We start from the raw sequence: 17,235 nt of genomic DNA on the forward strand, positions 1-17,235 counted from the left end.
AGGTTCCGTACCGCGGGCATCGGGAAACACCCCCGGCCTGCCGCGGAACGCCGACCTGTGAGGCCGACCACCATCCCGGGAGCATGGCTTTGGCTGACATCACCGCTACCGACGCACCGCTGGCGCTGTACTGCGCGGGCGTGCGCAAGGCGTTCGGCGCGCGCGTGGCGCTGGACGGGGTCTCGCTCACCGTGCGGCGCGGCGAGTTCGTGGCGCTGCTCGGTCCCAACGGGGCCGGCAAGACCACGCTGTTCCAGATCCTCAGCGGCCTGTTCGTCGCCGATGCCGGGCGCGTGACGGTGCTGGGCAGCGATATGCTCGGGCACGACATGGGGCGCGATCCGGTGCGCGCGCTGGCGCGCCTGGGCATCGTGTTCCAGCAGCCGGCCATCGACCTGGACCTGCCGGTGCTGGCCAACCTGCGCTTCCACGCGGACCTGCACGGGCTGCCGCGTCGTGTCGCCACGCAGCGCATCGCCCGGTTGCTCGATGACTTCGGCCTGGCCGCGCGGGCGCACGCGCCGGTGCGCGAGCTGTCCGGCGGCAACCGGCGCAAGGTGGAGCTGGCGCGAGCGCTGCTGCACGAACCGGCGCTGCTGCTGCTGGATGAGCCCACCGTGGGCCTCGACCCGGCTTCGCGGGCGCAGCTGGTCGGCATGGCCAGGCGCCTCGCCGCGCAGGCGCAGGCCGGTGTGCTGTGGGCCACGCACCTGGTGCAGGAGGTGGAGCACGCCGGCCGCGTGATCGTGCTGGACCGAGGCACCGTGCGCTTCGATGGCACGCCGGCGGCGCTGCGCGACGCGGCCGGGCGCGACGACGTTGAGAGCGCGTTCCTGGCCATGACGCGGGCACCGGCCGCTTCTGTCGCCGCTTCCGCCGCCGCTTCTGCCAACAACCCCGAAAGGAGCGTCCCCGCATGAACCAGATGCCATCTCCCAGGTGGTTCGCCATCACGCTGCTGCTGGTGACGGCATTGCTGGTGGCCGCCGGGCTGGCCGAAGCGGCGCGCGTGGCCACTGGCCAGGTGTTCGTGTCGAGCGAGAAGGACGATGCCATTGCCGCCTTCGATGCGCGCAGCCGGCAGCAGCTGGCCGTGTGGCGCCAGTGCAAGCGGCCGCGCCACCTGCAGCTCTCGCCCGATCGTGCGCGCCTGTATGTAGCCTGCAGCGACGACCACCGCGTCGACGTGGTCGACGTGGCCAGCCGCAAGACGCTGGCCTCGCTGCCGGTGGGCGACGACCCTGAGCTGTTCGACCTGAGCCTGGACGGCCGCATGCTCTATGTCTCGAACGAAGAGGATGGCCTGCTCTCGGCCTACGACACCGCTTCGGGCAGGCGCGTGTTCGCGGTCAAGGTGGGCGAGGAGCCGGAGGGCGTCAAGGTCAGCGCGGACGGCAAGCGGGTCTACGTGACCTCGGAGGTGGCCAACCTGGTCCACGTGATCGACGTGGCCACGCGCAAGGTGGTGAGCAATATCCAGGTCGGCAACCGGCCGCGCCGGCTGCTGCTGTTGCGCGACGGCAAGGAGTTGTGGGTCTCGAACGAGTTGTCCGCCAGCGTCAGCGTGATCCGCACCGATACGCTGGAGGTGGCCCATACCATCCACTTCACGCCGCGGGGCTTCCGCGCCGGGGATGTGACCCCGGTGGGGATGGCGGCCAGCAGCGACGGCACGCGTGCCTATGTCGGGCTCGGGCGTGCCAATCACGTGGCGGTGGTGGACGTGGCGTCGCGCCGGGTGCTGGACTATGTGCTGGTCGGCCGGCGCGCTTGGGGGCTGGCGCTGAGCCGCGACAACGCCAGGCTCTATGTCGCCAACGGCCTGTCGGACGATGTCAGCGTGGTGGATGCCGCCAGCGGCAAGGCGATCGCAACCCTCAGGGCGGGCCGGGTGCCGCACTCGGTAGCGATCGATGACTGAACGCCTGCGCTCGCGCTGCCAGGCGGTTGCCGCCGCATTTGGCCTGCTCGCGGCTACCGTGCAGGCCGCAGAGGTGCGCGTGGCGGTGGTGTCGCTGGCCGGCGATCCACGCCATGAACCCCGCCGCCTCGCGCAGCGCTATCCGGGCCAGCCGCAAGGCCGGGCACTCGACGGCGCACAGGTGGCGGCGTCGGAGGCGCGTTTCGCCTTGGAGGCGATGGGCCAGTCGCTCAGGCTCGATGCGCAGGAAGCGCGCAGCGAAGCCGAAGTCGGGACTATGGTCGCGGCACTGGCGCGGCAGGGCACGCGCTTTATCCTGCTCGACCTGCCGGCCGCGTCGGTGCGGCAGGCGGCGGCCGCCGTCAGGCCGGGCGAGGCCCTGCTGTTCAATGTCTCGGCCCATGACGACGACCTGCGCGGCGCCGCCTGTTCGCCCGTGCTGCTGCACACGCTGCCCAGCCTGCGCATGCGCGCCGACGCCCTGATGCAGTACCTGGCGCAGCGCAAGTGGCGCCGCGCGCTGCTGCTGAGCGGCCCGTCGGCGGGCGACGCGGCGCAGCGCGACGCGCTGGTCCAGTCCGCGCGCCGCTTCGGCATCGCGTGGTCGGCGCAACGGACATTCAGGCTGTCCAACGATCCGCGCGAACGCGACCAGGCCAACCTGAACCTGCTGACCAGCGGCACCGACTACGACGTGGTGGTGGTCGCCGATGCCGACGGCGAGTTTGCCCGCGGCGTGCCCTATGCCACGCAGCTGCCGCGCCCCGTGGCGGGTGCCAGCGGCCTCGGCGCCCAGGCCTGGCACTGGGCCTGGGAGCGCAATGGCGGGCCGCAGCTCAACCGGCGCTTCACGCGCGCGGCGGGGCGACCGATGACGGGCTACGACTGGGCCGCATGGGTGGCCATCAAGGCGATCGCGGAAAGCGTGGCAAGGCAGCCGAAGGCCGGCTTTGCCGCGCAGGCACAGGCGCTGGTCACCGGCAAGGTGGTGGTGGACGGCTTCAAGGGCCCGCCGCTGTCGTTCCGGCACTGGGACCGCCAGTTGCGCCAGCCGGTCATGCTGGCGCACCCCGACGGCGTCGTTGCCGTGGCACCGGTGGAAGGCGTGCTGCACCCGAAGAACAACCTCGACACCCTGGGCGCGGACGAGGCCGACACCCCGTGCCGCGCCCCGTCCTCGTAAGGCGCAACCCATGGCCACCGTGCTGATCCATCGCTGGCGCGCGCTGCGCGCCGTCTGCGGGCGCGAGCTGCGCAAGTACCTGCGCCAGCCCGGGCGCCTGCTGTCGTCGCTGGTGCGGCCGCTGCTGTGGCTGCTGGTGTTCGCGGCCGGCTTCCAGAATGCGCTCGGCGTCGCGATCGCGCCGCCGTATGAGACCTACATCGAATACAAGGTCTACGTGGCGCCCGGGCTGCTCGGCATGATCGCGCTGTTCAACGGCATGCAGTCGTCGCTGGCGATGGTGTACGACCGCGAGATGGGCGTGATGCGCCTGCTGCTGACCGCACCGTTGCCGCGCGGCTGGCTGCTCGGCTGCAAGCTGGTGGCGGGCACGGTGCTGTCGCTGCTGCAGATGGCCGGGTTCCTGCTGGTGGCGATGATGTTCGGCATCCGCTTCGAGCCGCTGCACCTGCTGCTTGCAAGCGGCGCCATGGCGCTGGCTGCGCTGATGCTGGGCGCGCTGGGACTGCTGCTGTCGGTCCATGTGCGCCAGCTCGAGAACTTTGCCGGCACCATGAATTTCGTGATCTTTCCGATGTTCTTTGTCAGCTCGGCGCTGTATCCGCTGTGGAAGCTGCAGGAATCGGGGGCGGAGATCGTCTATCAGCTCGCGCGCTTCAACCCCTTCACGCATGCGGTCGAGGCCATCCGCTTCGCGCTGTACGGGCAGGTGGCTCCGGTAAGCCTGGCGGTGGTGGCAGGCTGCGCGGCGGTGTTCTTTGCACTGGCGCTGCACGGCTACGACCCGCAGCGCGGCATGGCCCGCCGGGGGCAGGCTTGAACCGTGCCGCGCCCGGCATGGATGGCTGTTCAGATCTGGAGCAGGTGCAACGCAGTGTTGCGTGGTGACACGGCCGCCGGCACGCAATGCGGCCGCATCCGGCGTGCTCGCGCGGCAATCCGATTGGCATGGGAATTGCCGTGTTCGTGTCTGGTGTGTGGTGCATTGGCGCACCGGTGGGAAACCAAAACAAAGAGAGGAGAAGGCAATGAGGACGTTACGAGCAGTGATGGTTGCCACGGCAGTCGCGGCCGCTACGGCCAGCGTGGCCGCGCAGGCGGCGGTGACCGACGCCATGATCGAGAACGACGCAAAGACCCCCGGCGACGTGCTGTCGTGGGGCATGGGCCCGCAAGGGCAGCGCTACTCCACGCTGGCGCGCATCAATACGAAGAACGTCGGCAACCTCGTGCCGGCGTGGTCGTTCTCGTTTGGCGGCGAGAAGCAGCGCGGCCAGGAAGCGCAGCCGCTGATCCACGACGGCAAGATGTTCGTGACGGCATCGTATTCGCGCATCTACGCGCTCGACCTGAAGACCGGCGCCAAGCTGTGGAAGTACGAGCACCGACTGCCCGAAGGCATCATGCCGTGCTGCGACGTGGTGAACCGCGGCGCGGCACTCTACGACAACCTGGTCATCTTCGGTACGCTGGATGCGCAGCTGGTGGCGCTGGACCAGAAGACCGGCAAGGTGGTGTGGAAGGAAAAGCTGGAGGACTACGCGGCCGGCTACTCGTACACGGCCGCGCCGCTGATCGTCAAGGGCATGGTGCTGACCGGCATCTCGGGCGGCGAATTCGGCGTGGTCGGCCGCGTCGATGCGCGCGATGCCAAAACCGGCCAACTGGTGTGGTCGCGCCCGGTCGTGGAAGGCCACATGGGCTACAAGTACGACAAGGACGGCAACAAGACCGAGATCGGCGTGACCGGTGCCGAGAACGCCAGCTGGCCTGGCGAGACCTGGAAGACCGGCGGCGCTGCCACCTGGCTGGGCGGCACCTATGATCCGGCCACCGGGCTGGTGTACTTCGGCACGGGCAACCCGGGGCCGTGGAACAGCCATATCCGCAAGGGCGACAATCTCTACTCCGCGTCGACGGTGGCGATCGATCCGGCCACCGGCAAGATCGTCTGGCACTACCAGAACACGCCGAACGACGGCTGGGACTTCGACGGCGTCAATGAGTTCGTGACCTTCGACCTCGATGGCAAGCGCATGGGCGGCAAGGCCGACCGCAATGGTTTCTTCTATGTCAACGACGCGCGCAGCGGCAAGCTGGTCAACGCCTTTCCCTTCGTCAGGAAGATCACCTGGGCCAGCGGCATCGACCTGAAGACCGGCCGGCCCGACTTTATCAGCGAAGGCCGTCCCGGCGACCCGGCCGCCGTCGCCGACGCGAAGAAGGGCAAGTCCGTGTTCGCCGCGCCCGGCTTCCTCGGCGGCAAGAACCAGCAGCCGATGGCCTACAGCCCGCAGACCGGCCTGTTCTATGTGCCGGCCAACGAATGGGGCATGGACATCTGGAACGAGCCGGTCAGCTACAAGAAGGGGGCGGCTTTCCTGGGCGCGGGCTTCACCATCCAGCCGCTGAACCAGGACTACATCGGCGCGCTGCGCGCGATCAATCCCAAGACCGGCAAGATCGTCTGGGAGGCGAAGAACGGCGCGCCGCTGTGGGGCGGCGCGATGACCACCGCCGGCGGCCTGGTGTTCTGGGGCACGCCGGAGGGCTACCTGAAGGCAGCCGACGCGCGGACCGGCAAGGAACTGTGGAAGTTCCAGACCGGCAGCGGCGTGGTGGCGCCGCCGGTCACGTGGGAGGACAACGGCGAGCAGTATGTGGCCGTGGTATCGGGCTGGGGCGGCGCGGTGCCGCTGTGGGGCGGGGAAGTCGCCAAGCGGGTGAATTTCCTGGAGCAGGGCGGATCGGTGTGGGTGTTCAAGCTGCACAAGAGCTGAACGCGGGCTAGTCGATGGGCATGCACGCTGGCATCGCGATGCCGATGCCGGCGTGCCGGCAGAACGAAACAGCGAGACAAGGGTATGAAGAAGGAATGGATGGCGCTGGCAGCGGCGGTACTGCTGCCTTGCGCGGCGCAGGCGGGCACGGCGGCCGAGATGCAGGCACTGGCCGACAAGAACGGCTGCTTTGCCTGCCACGGCATGCAGTCGAAACTGGTGGGGCCCGGCTTCGCCGAAGTGGCGGCGAAATACAAAGGGGACAGCCAGGCAGCCGGGCGGCTGGCCAGGAAGATCCGCGAAGGCGGCAAGGGGGTGTGGGGGCCGGTGCCGATGCCGGCGCATGGGAATCTCGGCGAGGCGGATGCGAAGCAGCTCGCGGAGTGGGTGTTGAACGCAGGGTAGGAACGCGGGAGGAATGAGGGAGAAGGGCGGAAGCCCGGCTGGCGCGAGCCACGCCGGGCTTTCTTTACTTGCGCGCAGCGCTCAGGCGCAGGGAGTTGCCATCGCTGCGGAACACCATCGGCTCGCCTTCGCCACGCGGATGCATGGCCGCCAGCCGTCCCTGCAGCACGATCTTGCTGACCTTGCCGTGGTCGGCGGAGCGCTCGCAGACCGGGTCCGTGGCGGCGGGGTCGCCGGTCAGCAGGAAGGCCTGGCAGTGGCAGCCGCCGTAGTCCTCCTCGCGGTGGTCGCAGGACCGACACGGTTCCTGCATCCATGCCGTGCCGCGAAAGCGGCGGAATGCCTCGCTGTCGCGCCAGATCTCGCGCAACCCCTGCGTCGTCACATTCGGCAGCGCCAGCCCCGGCAGCATGCGCGCCGCATGGCACGGCAGGGCGGTCCCGTCGGGCGCCACGCCCAGGAAGGTCGTGCCCCAGCCATTCATGCACTTCTTGGGCCGGTCCTCGAAATAGTCGGGCACCACGAACAGGACCTGGCAGCGCTTGCCGATGCGCGCGCGGTATTCCCTGACCACGGCCTCGGCCTCCAGCAACTGCTCGCGCGTGGGCAGCAGCGCAAGCCGGTTCTCCCACGCCCAGCCGTAGTACTGGGTATTGGCCAGCTCCAGGTATTCCGCTCCCATCTGCAGCGCCATCTCGATGATGGTGCCGACATGCGGCAGGTTGTGCCGGTGCAGCACGCAGTTCATCACCATCGGGTAGCCGTGCGCCTTGATCATCCGGGCCACGCGCTGCTTCAGGTCAAAGGTGCGGGTGCTGGACAGGAAGTCGTTGAGCTCGCGCGTGGAGTCCTGGAAGGACAGCTGGATATGGTCCAGCCCGGCCTCGCGCAACGCCGCGAGCCTGGCGTCGGTCAGGCCCACGCCCGAGGTGACGAGGTTGGTATAGAAGCCCAGGCCATGCGCATGCCGCACCAGTTGTTCCAGGTCCTTGCGCAGCATCGGCTCGCCGCCCGACAGGCCGAGCTGCACGGCGCCCAGCGCGCGTGCCTGGCTGAATACGTCGCACCACTGCGCGGTGTCGAGCTCGGCCGTGTGCCGGGCATAGTCAACCGGGTTCGAGCAGAAGGCGCAGTGCAGCGGACAGCGGTAGGTCAGCTCGGCCAGCAGCCACAGCGGCGGGCCGGGCGGTGCGAGGGTGGTGGCGTCAGACCAGCCAGCCGCGTTCGGTCGCATGTTTGACAAAGGCGTGTACCTCCGGGGCGATGCCCTGCACGCCGAATGCGGACTGCAGGTCGTCGATCAGCATGTCGAGCGTATGGCCGCCGTCGCAGCGCTGCAAGATCGCGGCGGCGCTGTCGTTGAGGGTGACCATGCCTTCCGGGTAGAGCAGCACCCAGCTCTGCTGCGCCTCTTCCCATTGCAGGCGGAAGGTCCGGTGCAGCAGCGGGCGGGCGAGGTCTGGCGTCGCGTTGGCTGTGATGGCGGTCATGGCTGGGCGTGCTGGATGGCGTCGAGCATCGACCAGAGGACGTCGAGCTTGAACTGCAGGATGTCGAGCGCGCGCTGCTGTTGTTCCGGCGTACGGAAGAAATCCAGCGTCACGCGCAGGCCATGGTCGACGTCGCGCTGCGCCAGCGGGATGCGCGATCGAAAGTAGTCCAGCCCGGCGGCCTCGATCCATGGGTAATGCGTGGGCCAGCCCGCCAGCCGCTCCTTGTGGATCTCCGGCGCAAACATCTCGGTCAGCGACGAGCACACCGCTTCCTGCCACGGCGCGCGGCGCCCGAAGTTGACGTAAGCGTCGACGGCAAAGCGCACGCCCGGCAGCACGTGCCGCTGGTCCAGCAGCGCGTCACGCTCCAGCCCGACGGCCTGGCCCAGCCGCAGCCAGGCTTCGATGCCGCCGGGCACGATGTCCGTGCCGTCATGGTCGAGGATGCGCACGATCCATTGCCGGCGCGTGTCGCGGTCGGGGCAGTTGGACAGGATCGCAGCATCCTTCAGCGGGATATTCGCCTGGTAGTAGAAGCGGTTTGCCACCCACGCGCGGATCTGCGCGGGCGAACACTCCCCCGCGGCCATGCGCCGGTTGAACGGATGGTGGATGTGGTAGCCGCTTTCCTTGGCGCGCAGGCGGGCCTCGAACTCCGCGGGGCTCCATGCAATGGGATGTGTCATAGCGCGATCTCCATGCCGTCGCAGGCCAGCTCGATGCCGTGCCGCGCCAGCTCGGCGCGTTCGGGCGAGTCTTCCACCAGCACGGGGTTGGTGTTGTTGATGTGGATAAGGATCTTGCGGGCGGCGGGCAGCCGGTCGAGGATTTCGATCATGCCGCCGGGGCCGGACAGCGGCAGGTGGCCCATGTCGGCGGCGGCCTTGGCGGAGAAGCCGAGCGCCTGCATCTCGTCCTCGCGCCAGAAGGTGCCGTCGACCAGCACGACGTCGGCGTCGCGCAGTTCCGCAAAGACGCGGTCGTCGACGCTGCCGAGGCCGGGCGCATAGAATGCGCGGCGGCCGCTGCGGCAGTCTTCGATGCGCAGGCCGATGTTGTCGCCGGCGCGCGGGGCGTTGCGGCTGGGGGAATAGGGCGGGGCCTTGCTTTGCAGCGGCACGGCAGTGAGCCGCATGCCCGCCAGCGGCGGCACGGTGAACGGCGTGCCGTCGCAAGGCAGGGCGTGCGTCTGCACGCCGCAGTAGTGCGACAGCATGCGGGTCAGCGGAAAGGCCGCGCCAAGGTCGTTGAGGACCGCCGCGGTCGCATAGAGCGGCAAGGCGTGGCAGTGCTCGCGCAGCATCAGCAGGCCGGTGACGTGGTCGATCTGCGCGTCCATCAGCAGCACCGCCGCGATGGCGCTGTCGCGCGGCGCGCGCGCCGGCTGCAGCGCCGGCGTCTGGCGTAGCTGCTGCAGGATGTCGGGCGAGGCGTTGACCAGGATCGCGTCCGGCCCGTCGCCGGACAGCGCGATCGACGACTGCGTGCGCGGCGTGGCGCGCACGGTGCCGCGGCGCACGCCGTCGCAGTTGTGGCAGTTGCAGTTCCACTGCGGGAAGCCGCCGCCGGCGGCCGACCCCAGTACCCGGATGATTGTCATGGCGCGAGCGCTTGGTCGTGGGCATGGCGTCACGGAGCAGGCGCGCGGCCCGGCAACGCGGGCGTTGCGCCTGTCCGGGACGCGATCAGCGGTTGGCGATATACATCGTGATCTCGAAGCCCAGCCGCAGCTCGGTGTAGGCGGGGGTGGTCCAGGTCATGTCTCTCTCCTTGGATGGCGTGGTTAGTGAATATCGTTGTGGCGCGGCAGGCTGGCTGCCGCATCCTTCTCGAGGCAACATCCATGCCCGGGATTTCCTCGCATCATGCCGCCGGGTGAAGGCCTGGCCGAAGCCCGTGCGCGCCTGCTCTCTGTGTCACGACTGTTTCAAAATGGGACACCTGTCCAGGAACGGGACACCACTGCATCGTGGCGGGCGCGCTCAACCGGGCTGGTGCGGCAGCCCGCGCGCCTCTTCCATCTTGCGGTAGACCGTATTGCGCGAAATGCCCAGCGCCTTGGCCGCCGCCGAGATATTGCCGTGGTGTGCCCTGACGGTGGCGACGATGGCCTGGACCTCGACCTCGGCCAGCCGCGTCGGCTGCGTGGCCGGCGGCGCGCTCGCCAGGGCATGGGCCGCCGGCGTGGCCGCGCGCGCCTGCCGTTCGCGCAGGTCGTCCAGGAAATCGTCGGGCAGGTGGTCTTCAGTGATCTCGGCTTCGCCTTCCGCCATCAGCCGGGCGGTGCGCAGCAGGTTGCCGAGCTGGCGGATATTGCCCGGCCAGTGGTAGGCGCGGAACATCTCCATCACCGAGTCCCTGATGCGGGGCGGCACGCCGGCGGTTCGCTCCTGGCGCAGCAGCTTGCCCGCCACCACGTCCAGGTCGCTGCGCTCGCGCAGCGCGGGCAGCCGCACCACCATGCCGTTGAGGCGGTAGTACAGGTCCTCGCGGAACTGCCCGCCGGCGACCATCTCGCGCAGGTTGCGGTTGGTGGCGCACACCAGCGAAACATCGATATGGATCACCTTGCTGCTGCCTAGCGGCTGCACCGCGCGCTCCTGCAGCGCCCGCAGCAGCCGTCCCTGCAGGTGCAGCGGCATGTCGCCGATCTCGTCCAGGAACAGCGTGCCGCCGTTGGCCAGCAGCATCTTGCCGATGCCGCCCTTTTTGCGGGCGCCGGTGAAGGCGCCTTCCTCGTAGCCGAACAGCTCCGACTCGATCAGGTTCTCGGGGATCGACGCGCAGTTCACCGCGATGAACGGTCCGGCGCGGCGCGGGCTGTCGGCGTGGATGGCGCGCGCCATCAGTTCCTTGCCGGTGCCGGTCTCGCCCAGCACCATCACCGGGATGTCCTTGCCGATCACCTTGCGGAGCTTGCCGATCACGGCCCGGATCTGCGTGTCGCCGGTGTCCAGGTCGTCCAGCCCTTCCGGCCCCGCGGGCCCGGACGGGTCGGCGCGCAGGCGCTGTGGCGCCATGACGGCGTCGCGCGCATCGGGGCGCGCCTCGTCCACGCCGGGCACCGCGGCCCGGCCGGTCTTCCATTCCACGCGCGCGCTGACCTTGACGCCGCTGGGCAACTGCAGCTGCACCATGCCCGCCTGTGCGGCGCGCACCACATCGAACAGCTGCGACATCGACAGGCCGAACAGCGACGAGAAGGTATGCGCCTGCAGCGCGCCGTTGGACAGGCCCAGCTGGAACTGCCCGCTGCGGTTGGCCGACAGGAAGCGCCCGCCCGGCGTGAACGACACGATGCCCTCCACCAGCGTGCCCAGGAACTCCGCGCGCGAATGGAAGCGGATGCACACCATGTCGCGGAAAGCATTGCCGAACAACTGGTTCTCGATCATCTGCGCCGACATCCGCACCAGCGCCATGGTGTGCTTGTGGAAACCGCGCTGGTCGCCGGTCACATCGAGCGCGCCGACGGTCTTGCCGTAGGGATCGAGGATGGTCATGCAGGAGCAGGTCAGGAACTGGTTGGCCTCCAGGAAGTGGTCGGCGCCATGGACCAGCGTGGCCCGGTTCTCGGCCAGCGCGGTGCCGATCGCGTTGGTGCCGCGGGACGCTTCCGACCAGTCCGCGCCGGCGCGCAGCGCCACCTTGTCGGCGCGGGCCAGGAAGTCGTCGTCGCCCAGCGAGTGCAGGATCAGGCCATTGGCGTCGGTCAGGATCACCATGCTCTGGGTGTTCACGATCTGGTCGTACAGCGTTTCCATCACCGGCAGCGCATAGGTGAACAGTGACTGGCTGCGTTCGATGCGGGTCTTCAGTTCGCTCTGCAGCACCGGGCAGAAATCCGGCGACTCATAGGGGCGCAGTCCGTAGGAAGCGGAGCGCTGGTGGGCCTGGGCAATCAGTTCGGCGCGCTCGGGTTGCGCGGGTTCACCCGCCGGTGCGGCTTGGATGGTCATTTCTGTGTCTCCTGTGGAAGGTCGCCCGCGATCTTTGCGCGGGTCGCTGCCGGCGCCTTCAGCGGGCGCGTGTCCGACAGTGTTGCGCCATGAAGCAAGACGCTTGCCAGAGTGTGGCATTCCGGGACACCGGCGCGGCGATGACTGGTGCCGCTGCGGCAGGACCGGCCCCGGCCAGTGCCGCTGCGACGCGGTTCCGCGTCCGGTCTGGCGCGTGCCGCACCCGCTGGTATGGCTCTTGCGGAAATGGCGTCAAACACAACACCCATTCACCGCAGGAGACATCCATGAACACGCAGCGCCATCTGCTTGCCTTGCTATCGCTTTGCGCGGCCCTTGCCGCACCGTCCACCGCGCTCGCGCACGGCGACGTCACGCCACAGGCCGTCGACACCAAGGCCCTGCCACAGCTTGGCGACGAATGGCGTCCGGACAATCCCTACCGCGCCGGCGCCGCGCAACAGGAAGCGCAGCGCATCGGCAGCTCGGCCTACAACCAGAACTGCGCGCGCTGCCACGGCCTGGAAGCGGTGTCCGGCGGCATCGCCCCCGACCTGCGCAAGCTCGACGGCGACTGCGTGTCGCTGGCCGATGCCAAGAAGAAGCAGGCCTGCATGGGCGAGATCTCGCAGTTCTACACCACCACCGTGCGCAAGGGCCGCACGCGCGACGGGCGCGTCTATATGCCGCCGTTCGAAGGCGTGCTGAGCCAGGAAGCGGTGTGGGCAATCAAGACCTACCTGGAATCCCGGCGCGAGTGAGGGCCGCGCACGGTCCCGCAGGCCGTGCCATTCGTCTTGCTGCTCCGACAACCATCGTCATTCGATTCCAGGAGAGACCTCATGCCTGCCAGCCCAGTCAGTGGCCAGAGGCTTTGCCAGACCCCTGCCGCACCCGCCGCACCGGCATCGACCCGGCGCCGGCTTTGCGTCGCCTTGCTGGCGGCCGGCGCGCTGCTCGGCACGCAGCCGGCATTGGCCGACCTTGCCAGGATCCGCCAGAACGGCTTGCTCAAGGTCGCGGTCTACAAGGGCCTGCCGCCTTTCTCGGCGGCGGCGGGCAGCCAGTACGAAGGAATCGACGTGGCGCTGGCCCGGGCCCTGGCCAGCGAACTGGGGGTCTCGGTGTCGCTGCTGCCGTTCGATGCCGACGAGAACATGTCCGACGACCTGCGCTCGATGGTGTGGCGCGGCCACTACCTCGGCTACGGCCCGGCGGACGTGATGCTGCACGTGCCGGTCGACCGCGCCTTCATGCGCGCCAACGACAAGGCGTTGATCTTCGCGCCTTACTACCGCGAGACCTTCGTGCTGGTGCGCGACCGCGAGCGCCTGCCGGACGTGCGCAGCCTGGACGACCTGGCGGGCCAGCCCGCCGGCGCGGCGGCTGGCTCTGCCGGCGCCAACGCGCTGCTGTCCGGCGCGGGCGGTGCCTTGCGCGACAAGGTGAAGATCTACCCCGAGGCCGCCCAGGCGCTGCGCGCGCTCTTCGCCGGCGAGATCGCCGCCGCGATGGTGACCCGCGCGCAATACGAGAGCGCGCTGCGGGCCGCCGGCCAGTCCGCGGCGCGCTTTGCCACGGCGGACGTCAGCTCGCCGCTGCTGCCGCCGCGCGGCTGGGCCGTCGGCATGGCGATCAAGGCCGGCGACAAGGAACTGGCGCAATCGCTGGAGATTGCACTGGACGCGCTGCGGCGCAAGGGCGAACTGGCGCGCATCTTTGCCGGCTATGGGGTCACAATGCAGGAGCCGTGAAGCGCGGGCGGGCCGTCATGGGCAGGCCAGCGCTGCAGCAAAGTACAACAGCAGCGCCACCAGGATCACCACGGTAAAGCCGGCATGGATGGCAACCAGCGTGGCCAGCACCGCCGCCACTACGGATGCGCAGGCGTTGATGCCCCAGGCCCACGGCACCAGCGCTTCGTCGCCGGCCGCGACCCGGCTCAGGCCGAGCGGAAAGGGCATGCCCATCAGGAACGCCAGCGGCGCGATCAGCAGTACCGCGACGGCAATCCGGGCCGGATCGGGCAACGCGATCAGCAGCCTGAATACGGCGGGCAGCGCCACGAGGTAGAGCAGCGATACCACCCAGATGCCGGTGATCGCCAGCATCGCCTGGCGCCCATCGCGTGCAGGGAGGCGTTGCGAGTAGCGGCTGCCGAGGCCGGCGAAGCAGAGGAAGGCACACAGCACCACCGCGACCGCATACAGTGGATGGCTCAGGAACAGGATGAATTTCTGGATGAAGGCGATCTCGACGAACATGAAGCCGACGCCGACTGCAAGGAAATAGAAGCCGACGCGCCATGCGTGCGGACGCTGGCTGCCGTTTGTGGTGACGGGGGGGCGCCGTCGGAGTACTCGCAGCGGGACCACGATCAGCAGCAACGCCGCGGCGGTGGCCTGCAGCAGCGTGGCGACCAGCACCGGATAACCCCATTCCAGCAGCGGCAGGCCGCCCTGCGACTTCAGCGCCAGCAATTCAGGCAGCGTGCGCCATTTGAAGAAATGGAAGAAATAGGGTTTGTCGTCGGTTGCGGGCCGCACGTCGAACTTGTATTCCGACAGGAAGCGCGCACGTTCGGGACCGAGCAGGGCTTGCGCAGTTTCGAAGAAGTAAGGCTTGTCGAGCACGTTGTAGCGATTCGCCTGGCTTGCCTGGATGCCGGGAAAGTATTCGACGTCGAATGAACGGGCGCGGCAGAAGGCCTGCAGCGCGGCAAGCTCCGCCGCGTCGAACGCGCCGTTCTTCACCAGCAGCGTTGCCGTCTTCCAGCCGCGGATCAGCACCAAGCGCAGCGCAGGCGCGGGCACGTCCATTCCTTCCATCGCCGCCACGGCGGTGGCGAACAGCTTGGGAATATCGCGCGGCGGCAGCGTGACCCAGCGCGTGATCGCCAGCATGCCGCCGGGGCGAAGATGGCGCAGGTAGCCCTGGAAGGCTTCCACGGTATAGAGATAGCTCTCGGACAGCGCATACAGACCCGCCGAGGACGTGCTGAACGAGTCGAGCAAGGCGACCTGGATCAGGTCGTAGCGGTCCTTGCTCGCCGCCAGGAAGCCGCGCGCCTCGCCGGTAAAGACGCGCACGCCCGGTGCGCTGTAGGGTTTGCCGGAGAACGCGGCAAAGCGGCCCTGGACCAGTTCGATCACCTGCGGATTCAGCTCCACCGCATCGACGGCGCTGGCGTGATGCCAGATCGCCTGCAGGACGTCCGCTCCGGCGCCACTGCCCAGCACCAGCACCTTAGGGTTTTGCAGCAGGTGGAACGGCAGGGCAGAGGTGAGGTCGCCAAGGTAGGCCAGCGGCTCGCGCCGGCCGTCATAGCGGTTGAGCGCGCTGAGCCCGTCGCCGTCCGTCAGCACGGCCAGTTGCGGCGGCGGCTCGGTGCTGGCATTCAGGCTCAACCCGGGCGCGTGACGCAGCGGGATCGACGGGCTTTCCACTACCGTGACCAGCCCGAGCGGACTGGAGCGCTGCGCCACCACGCGTGCATCGCCGATGCGCAGCAGCTGGCTCAGTTCCTTGTACTCGGATGGCCGCAGCGCGATCCATGCTCCAGGCACGGCAGCCGGCACCATCGCCGCCACCAGCAGGAACGCCGGCAACCATCGGCGATGCCAGCGGCATTCCACGCACGCCAGCGCGGCCGCCGCCATGCCTGCGGCGCTGACCAGCCGCAGCGCCCCCACCGGGCTCAAGGCGAACAGCGCCACGATGATCCCAAGGCAACCCAGCCCCGCACCCAGGATGTCGAAGCTGTACACGCGGTGGACTTGCGTGTCGAAGCGCGAAAACACCAGGCAGACGCTGGTCGCCGCGCAGAAGAACGGCACGAACAGCAGCAGGTAGAGCAGCAGCAGGCGCAGCGGCTGCGATGGCTCCCACAGGATTTCGAGCGGATTGAACGCGACCAGTTGGGCAATCGCGAAACAGGCCATCGCGGTGGCGCCGAAGAGCAGGGCGCCCGCCACGAACGCCGGCATGAAATGGCGCAGCAGCACCGGCCGCGCGAAGGCGACCAGCGCGCCGGCCGCGCCATAGCCAAGCAAGGCGACGCTGATCATCATGTAGGCGAAGTGGTGCCACAGGATGATGGAAAGCAGCCGCATCAGCAGGATTTCATAGCCCAGCGCGGCGGCGGACAACAGGGCCAGGGCAAGCAGCGGCGGTCGTGGCATGGTGCCGGCGGCGCGCTATGGCTTGCTGACCAGCGGCACGAACCTGACCGGCAGGATCTGCCGGGTGGACACGGCGCCGTCGGCGGCCTTCTCGACCAGCAGCAGGTATTGCGTCATGAACTGCGCGCCCACCGGGATCACCATGCGGCCACCTGGCTTGAGCTGTCGGATCAGCGGAGGCGGCACATGGCTGGCCGCAGCGGTGACGACGATGGCGTCATACGGCGCGTGCTCCTCCCAGCCGTAGTAGCCATCGCCGACTTTGCATGCCACTTGCTGGTAGGCCAGCCGCTTAAGCCGGTCACAGGCCTGCCGTCCCAGCGGCTCGATGATCTCGATGGTGTAGACCGCCTTGACCAGTCCGGCCAGCACAGCCGCCTGGTAGCCCGAGCCGGTGCCGATCTCCAGCACGGTATCGCCGGGCTTTGCCATCAGCAGGTCCGTCATCAGCCCGACGATATAGGGCTGCGAGATGGTCTGGCCATGGCCGATGGGCAATGGGCGGTTGTGATAGGCGTACGGCTTCTGCGCATCCGGGACGAACTCGTGCCGCGGCACCTGGCCCATCACCGCCATGACGCGCCGGTCCAGCGTGTGCCTGCCGCTGGTTGCGCCGGTTTCGGCCGCGATGGCGGCGATCTCCTTCACCATGTCGGCGCGCTCGGCCGCGCTTGCGTCCTGCGCGCCGGCGCTGCGCCATGGCAGCGCCACGGCCAGGGCGGCGGCGAGCAGAAAAAGGGCGGGTGACGGTTTCACGGCAAGCAGCGGTAGGTTGCCTTATTGGACATCGTAGTCACGAAAAGGCGCGCGTCTAAGGGCTCCGGCCCGGCGGATGATGCACATGAACAAGAAAGTGGAAACCAGGGCACTTTCAGTGTTTTTTGAAAAAGACTTGCCACTTTCTTTCTGAGGCACTAATATTCGCCCCCTCCTGCAGCGCGAGCAGCAATGCAAGCATGGCAGGGGAATTGGTTGTTTGAGATTTACTTCGGCTGGCAGCGCCGGTCGGAAAAAGAAAGTTCTCGAAAGTAGTTGCTAAATCGTAGAAAATTCTTTAAGATCTCGTTTCTTCGCTGCTGACAAAACAGCGACGCGACAAGCAAAGCGAATCGCGCAAGTTCTTTAACAAACAAACACCGATAAGTGTGGGCGCTTGATAACGGATGCGAAAGACTTCGGTCTTTTAGCTTACAAGTTATACAGTGCTCGCACAGCAAAACGTGACTGGGTCTTCGGATCTGGTCAGTCAGTTTTCTGAGAGTGAGCGACCGCTCGAAAGAGCGAGGGTCTTCGGACCCACACAGAGATTGAAC

Annotated in this window: 16 protein-coding genes; 8 read left to right on the forward strand and 8 right to left on the reverse strand. The window is 68.2% G+C overall.

The genetic code is table 11. The annotated features are described in order from the left end of the window. Nucleotides 1-83: 83 nt before the first annotated feature. The 6 genes from E1J61_RS34520 to E1J61_RS34545 all read left to right on the forward strand — a co-directional run bounded on the left by E1J61_RS34520 (nt 84) and on the right by E1J61_RS34545 (nt 6,289). Nucleotides 84-920: an ATP-binding cassette domain-containing protein gene (locus E1J61_RS34520; RefSeq protein ID WP_133098314.1), complete on the forward strand. Its 837-nt coding sequence runs from the start codon at nt 84-86 to the stop codon at nt 918-920. Further along, nucleotides 917-1,921 carry a PQQ-dependent catabolism-associated beta-propeller protein gene (locus E1J61_RS34525; protein WP_133098315.1) on the forward strand — a complete coding sequence of 335 codons (1,005 nt, stop codon included), beginning with the start codon at nt 917-919 and terminating at the stop codon, nt 1,919-1,921. The genes E1J61_RS34520 and E1J61_RS34525 overlap by 4 nt, the downstream gene beginning before the upstream one ends. Then, nucleotides 1,914-3,104: an ABC transporter substrate-binding protein gene (locus E1J61_RS34530; protein WP_133098316.1), complete on the forward strand. Its 1,191-nt coding sequence runs from the start codon at nt 1,914-1,916 to the stop codon at nt 3,102-3,104. Before E1J61_RS34525 ends, E1J61_RS34530 begins: the two co-directional genes overlap by 8 nt. Nucleotides 3,105-3,114: 10 nt before the next feature. Continuing rightward, nucleotides 3,115-3,924, forward strand: coding sequence for an ABC transporter permease (locus tag E1J61_RS34535; RefSeq protein WP_133098317.1), 810 nt, complete (start codon nt 3,115-3,117; stop codon nt 3,922-3,924). A 208-nt stretch (nt 3,925-4,132) separates the two neighbouring features. Continuing rightward, nucleotides 4,133-5,884, forward strand: a complete 1,752-nt coding sequence (locus tag E1J61_RS34540; RefSeq protein ID WP_133098318.1) for a PQQ-dependent methanol/ethanol family dehydrogenase — start codon at nt 4,133-4,135, stop codon at nt 5,882-5,884. 84 nt (nt 5,885-5,968) lie between these two features. Beyond that, nucleotides 5,969-6,289 carry a c-type cytochrome gene (locus E1J61_RS34545; RefSeq protein ID WP_133098319.1) on the forward strand — a complete coding sequence of 107 codons (321 nt, stop codon included), beginning with the start codon at nt 5,969-5,971 and terminating at the stop codon, nt 6,287-6,289. A gap of 64 nt (nt 6,290-6,353) precedes the next feature. Here the strand turns inward: E1J61_RS34545 and pqqE are convergent, their stop codons facing one another. The 6 genes from pqqE to E1J61_RS34580 form a co-directional block, all read right to left on the reverse strand. Then, nucleotides 6,354-7,523 (reverse strand): pyrroloquinoline quinone biosynthesis protein PqqE, encoded by a 1,170-nt coding sequence (gene pqqE / locus E1J61_RS34550; RefSeq protein WP_133098320.1) that lies wholly within the window; start codon nt 7,521-7,523, stop codon nt 6,354-6,356. After that, complete coding sequence (gene pqqD, locus E1J61_RS34555) at nt 7,495-7,779, reverse strand: pyrroloquinoline quinone biosynthesis peptide chaperone PqqD (protein WP_133098321.1); 285 nt, start codon at nt 7,777-7,779, stop codon at nt 7,495-7,497. Before pqqD ends, pqqE begins: the two co-directional genes overlap by 29 nt. Next, a complete protein-coding gene (gene pqqC / locus E1J61_RS34560) occupies nt 7,776-8,468 on the reverse strand; it encodes a pyrroloquinoline-quinone synthase PqqC (protein WP_133098322.1) in 693 nt (230 codons plus the stop codon). The genes pqqD and pqqC overlap by 4 nt, the downstream gene beginning before the upstream one ends. Then, nucleotides 8,465-9,382, reverse strand: coding sequence for a pyrroloquinoline quinone biosynthesis protein PqqB (gene pqqB / locus E1J61_RS34565; protein ID WP_133098323.1), 918 nt, complete (start codon nt 9,380-9,382; stop codon nt 8,465-8,467). Before pqqB ends, pqqC begins: the two co-directional genes overlap by 4 nt. An 85-nt stretch (nt 9,383-9,467) precedes the next feature. Then, a complete protein-coding gene (gene pqqA / locus E1J61_RS38755; protein ID WP_012355514.1) occupies nt 9,468-9,542 on the reverse strand; it encodes a pyrroloquinoline quinone precursor peptide PqqA in 75 nt (24 codons plus the stop codon). 222 nt (nt 9,543-9,764) lie between these two features. After that, on the reverse strand, nt 9,765-11,741 hold the full coding sequence (locus E1J61_RS34580; protein ID WP_133098324.1) for a sigma-54-dependent Fis family transcriptional regulator: 1,977 nt from the start codon (nt 11,739-11,741) through the stop codon (nt 9,765-9,767). A gap of 287 nt (nt 11,742-12,028) precedes the next feature. On the opposite strand from E1J61_RS34580, the gene pedF reads away from it, so the two are divergent. Then, complete coding sequence (gene pedF / locus E1J61_RS34585; protein ID WP_133098325.1) at nt 12,029-12,502, forward strand: cytochrome c-550 PedF; 474 nt, start codon at nt 12,029-12,031, stop codon at nt 12,500-12,502. A gap of 81 nt (nt 12,503-12,583) precedes the next feature. Further along, on the forward strand, nt 12,584-13,495 hold the full coding sequence (locus tag E1J61_RS34590) for an ABC transporter substrate-binding protein (RefSeq protein WP_133098326.1): 912 nt from the start codon (nt 12,584-12,586) through the stop codon (nt 13,493-13,495). A gap of 15 nt (nt 13,496-13,510) precedes the next feature. On the opposite strand, the gene E1J61_RS34595 is transcribed toward E1J61_RS34590, so the two are convergent. Together E1J61_RS34595 and E1J61_RS34600 are read right to left on the reverse strand one after the other, a co-directional pair. Then, on the reverse strand, nt 13,511-15,922 hold the full coding sequence (locus tag E1J61_RS34595) for an SAM-dependent methyltransferase (protein ID WP_133098327.1): 2,412 nt from the start codon (nt 15,920-15,922) through the stop codon (nt 13,511-13,513). Between the two features lie 15 nt (nt 15,923-15,937). Continuing rightward, on the reverse strand, nt 15,938-16,678 hold the full coding sequence (locus tag E1J61_RS34600; RefSeq protein ID WP_243737100.1) for a protein-L-isoaspartate(D-aspartate) O-methyltransferase: 741 nt from the start codon (nt 16,676-16,678) through the stop codon (nt 15,938-15,940). Between the last annotated feature and the right edge of the window lie 557 nt (nt 16,679-17,235).

The sequence above is a fragment of the Cupriavidus sp. L7L genome (assembly GCF_004353535.1).
Lineage (GTDB): Bacteria > Pseudomonadota > Gammaproteobacteria > Burkholderiales > Burkholderiaceae > Cupriavidus > Cupriavidus oxalaticus_A.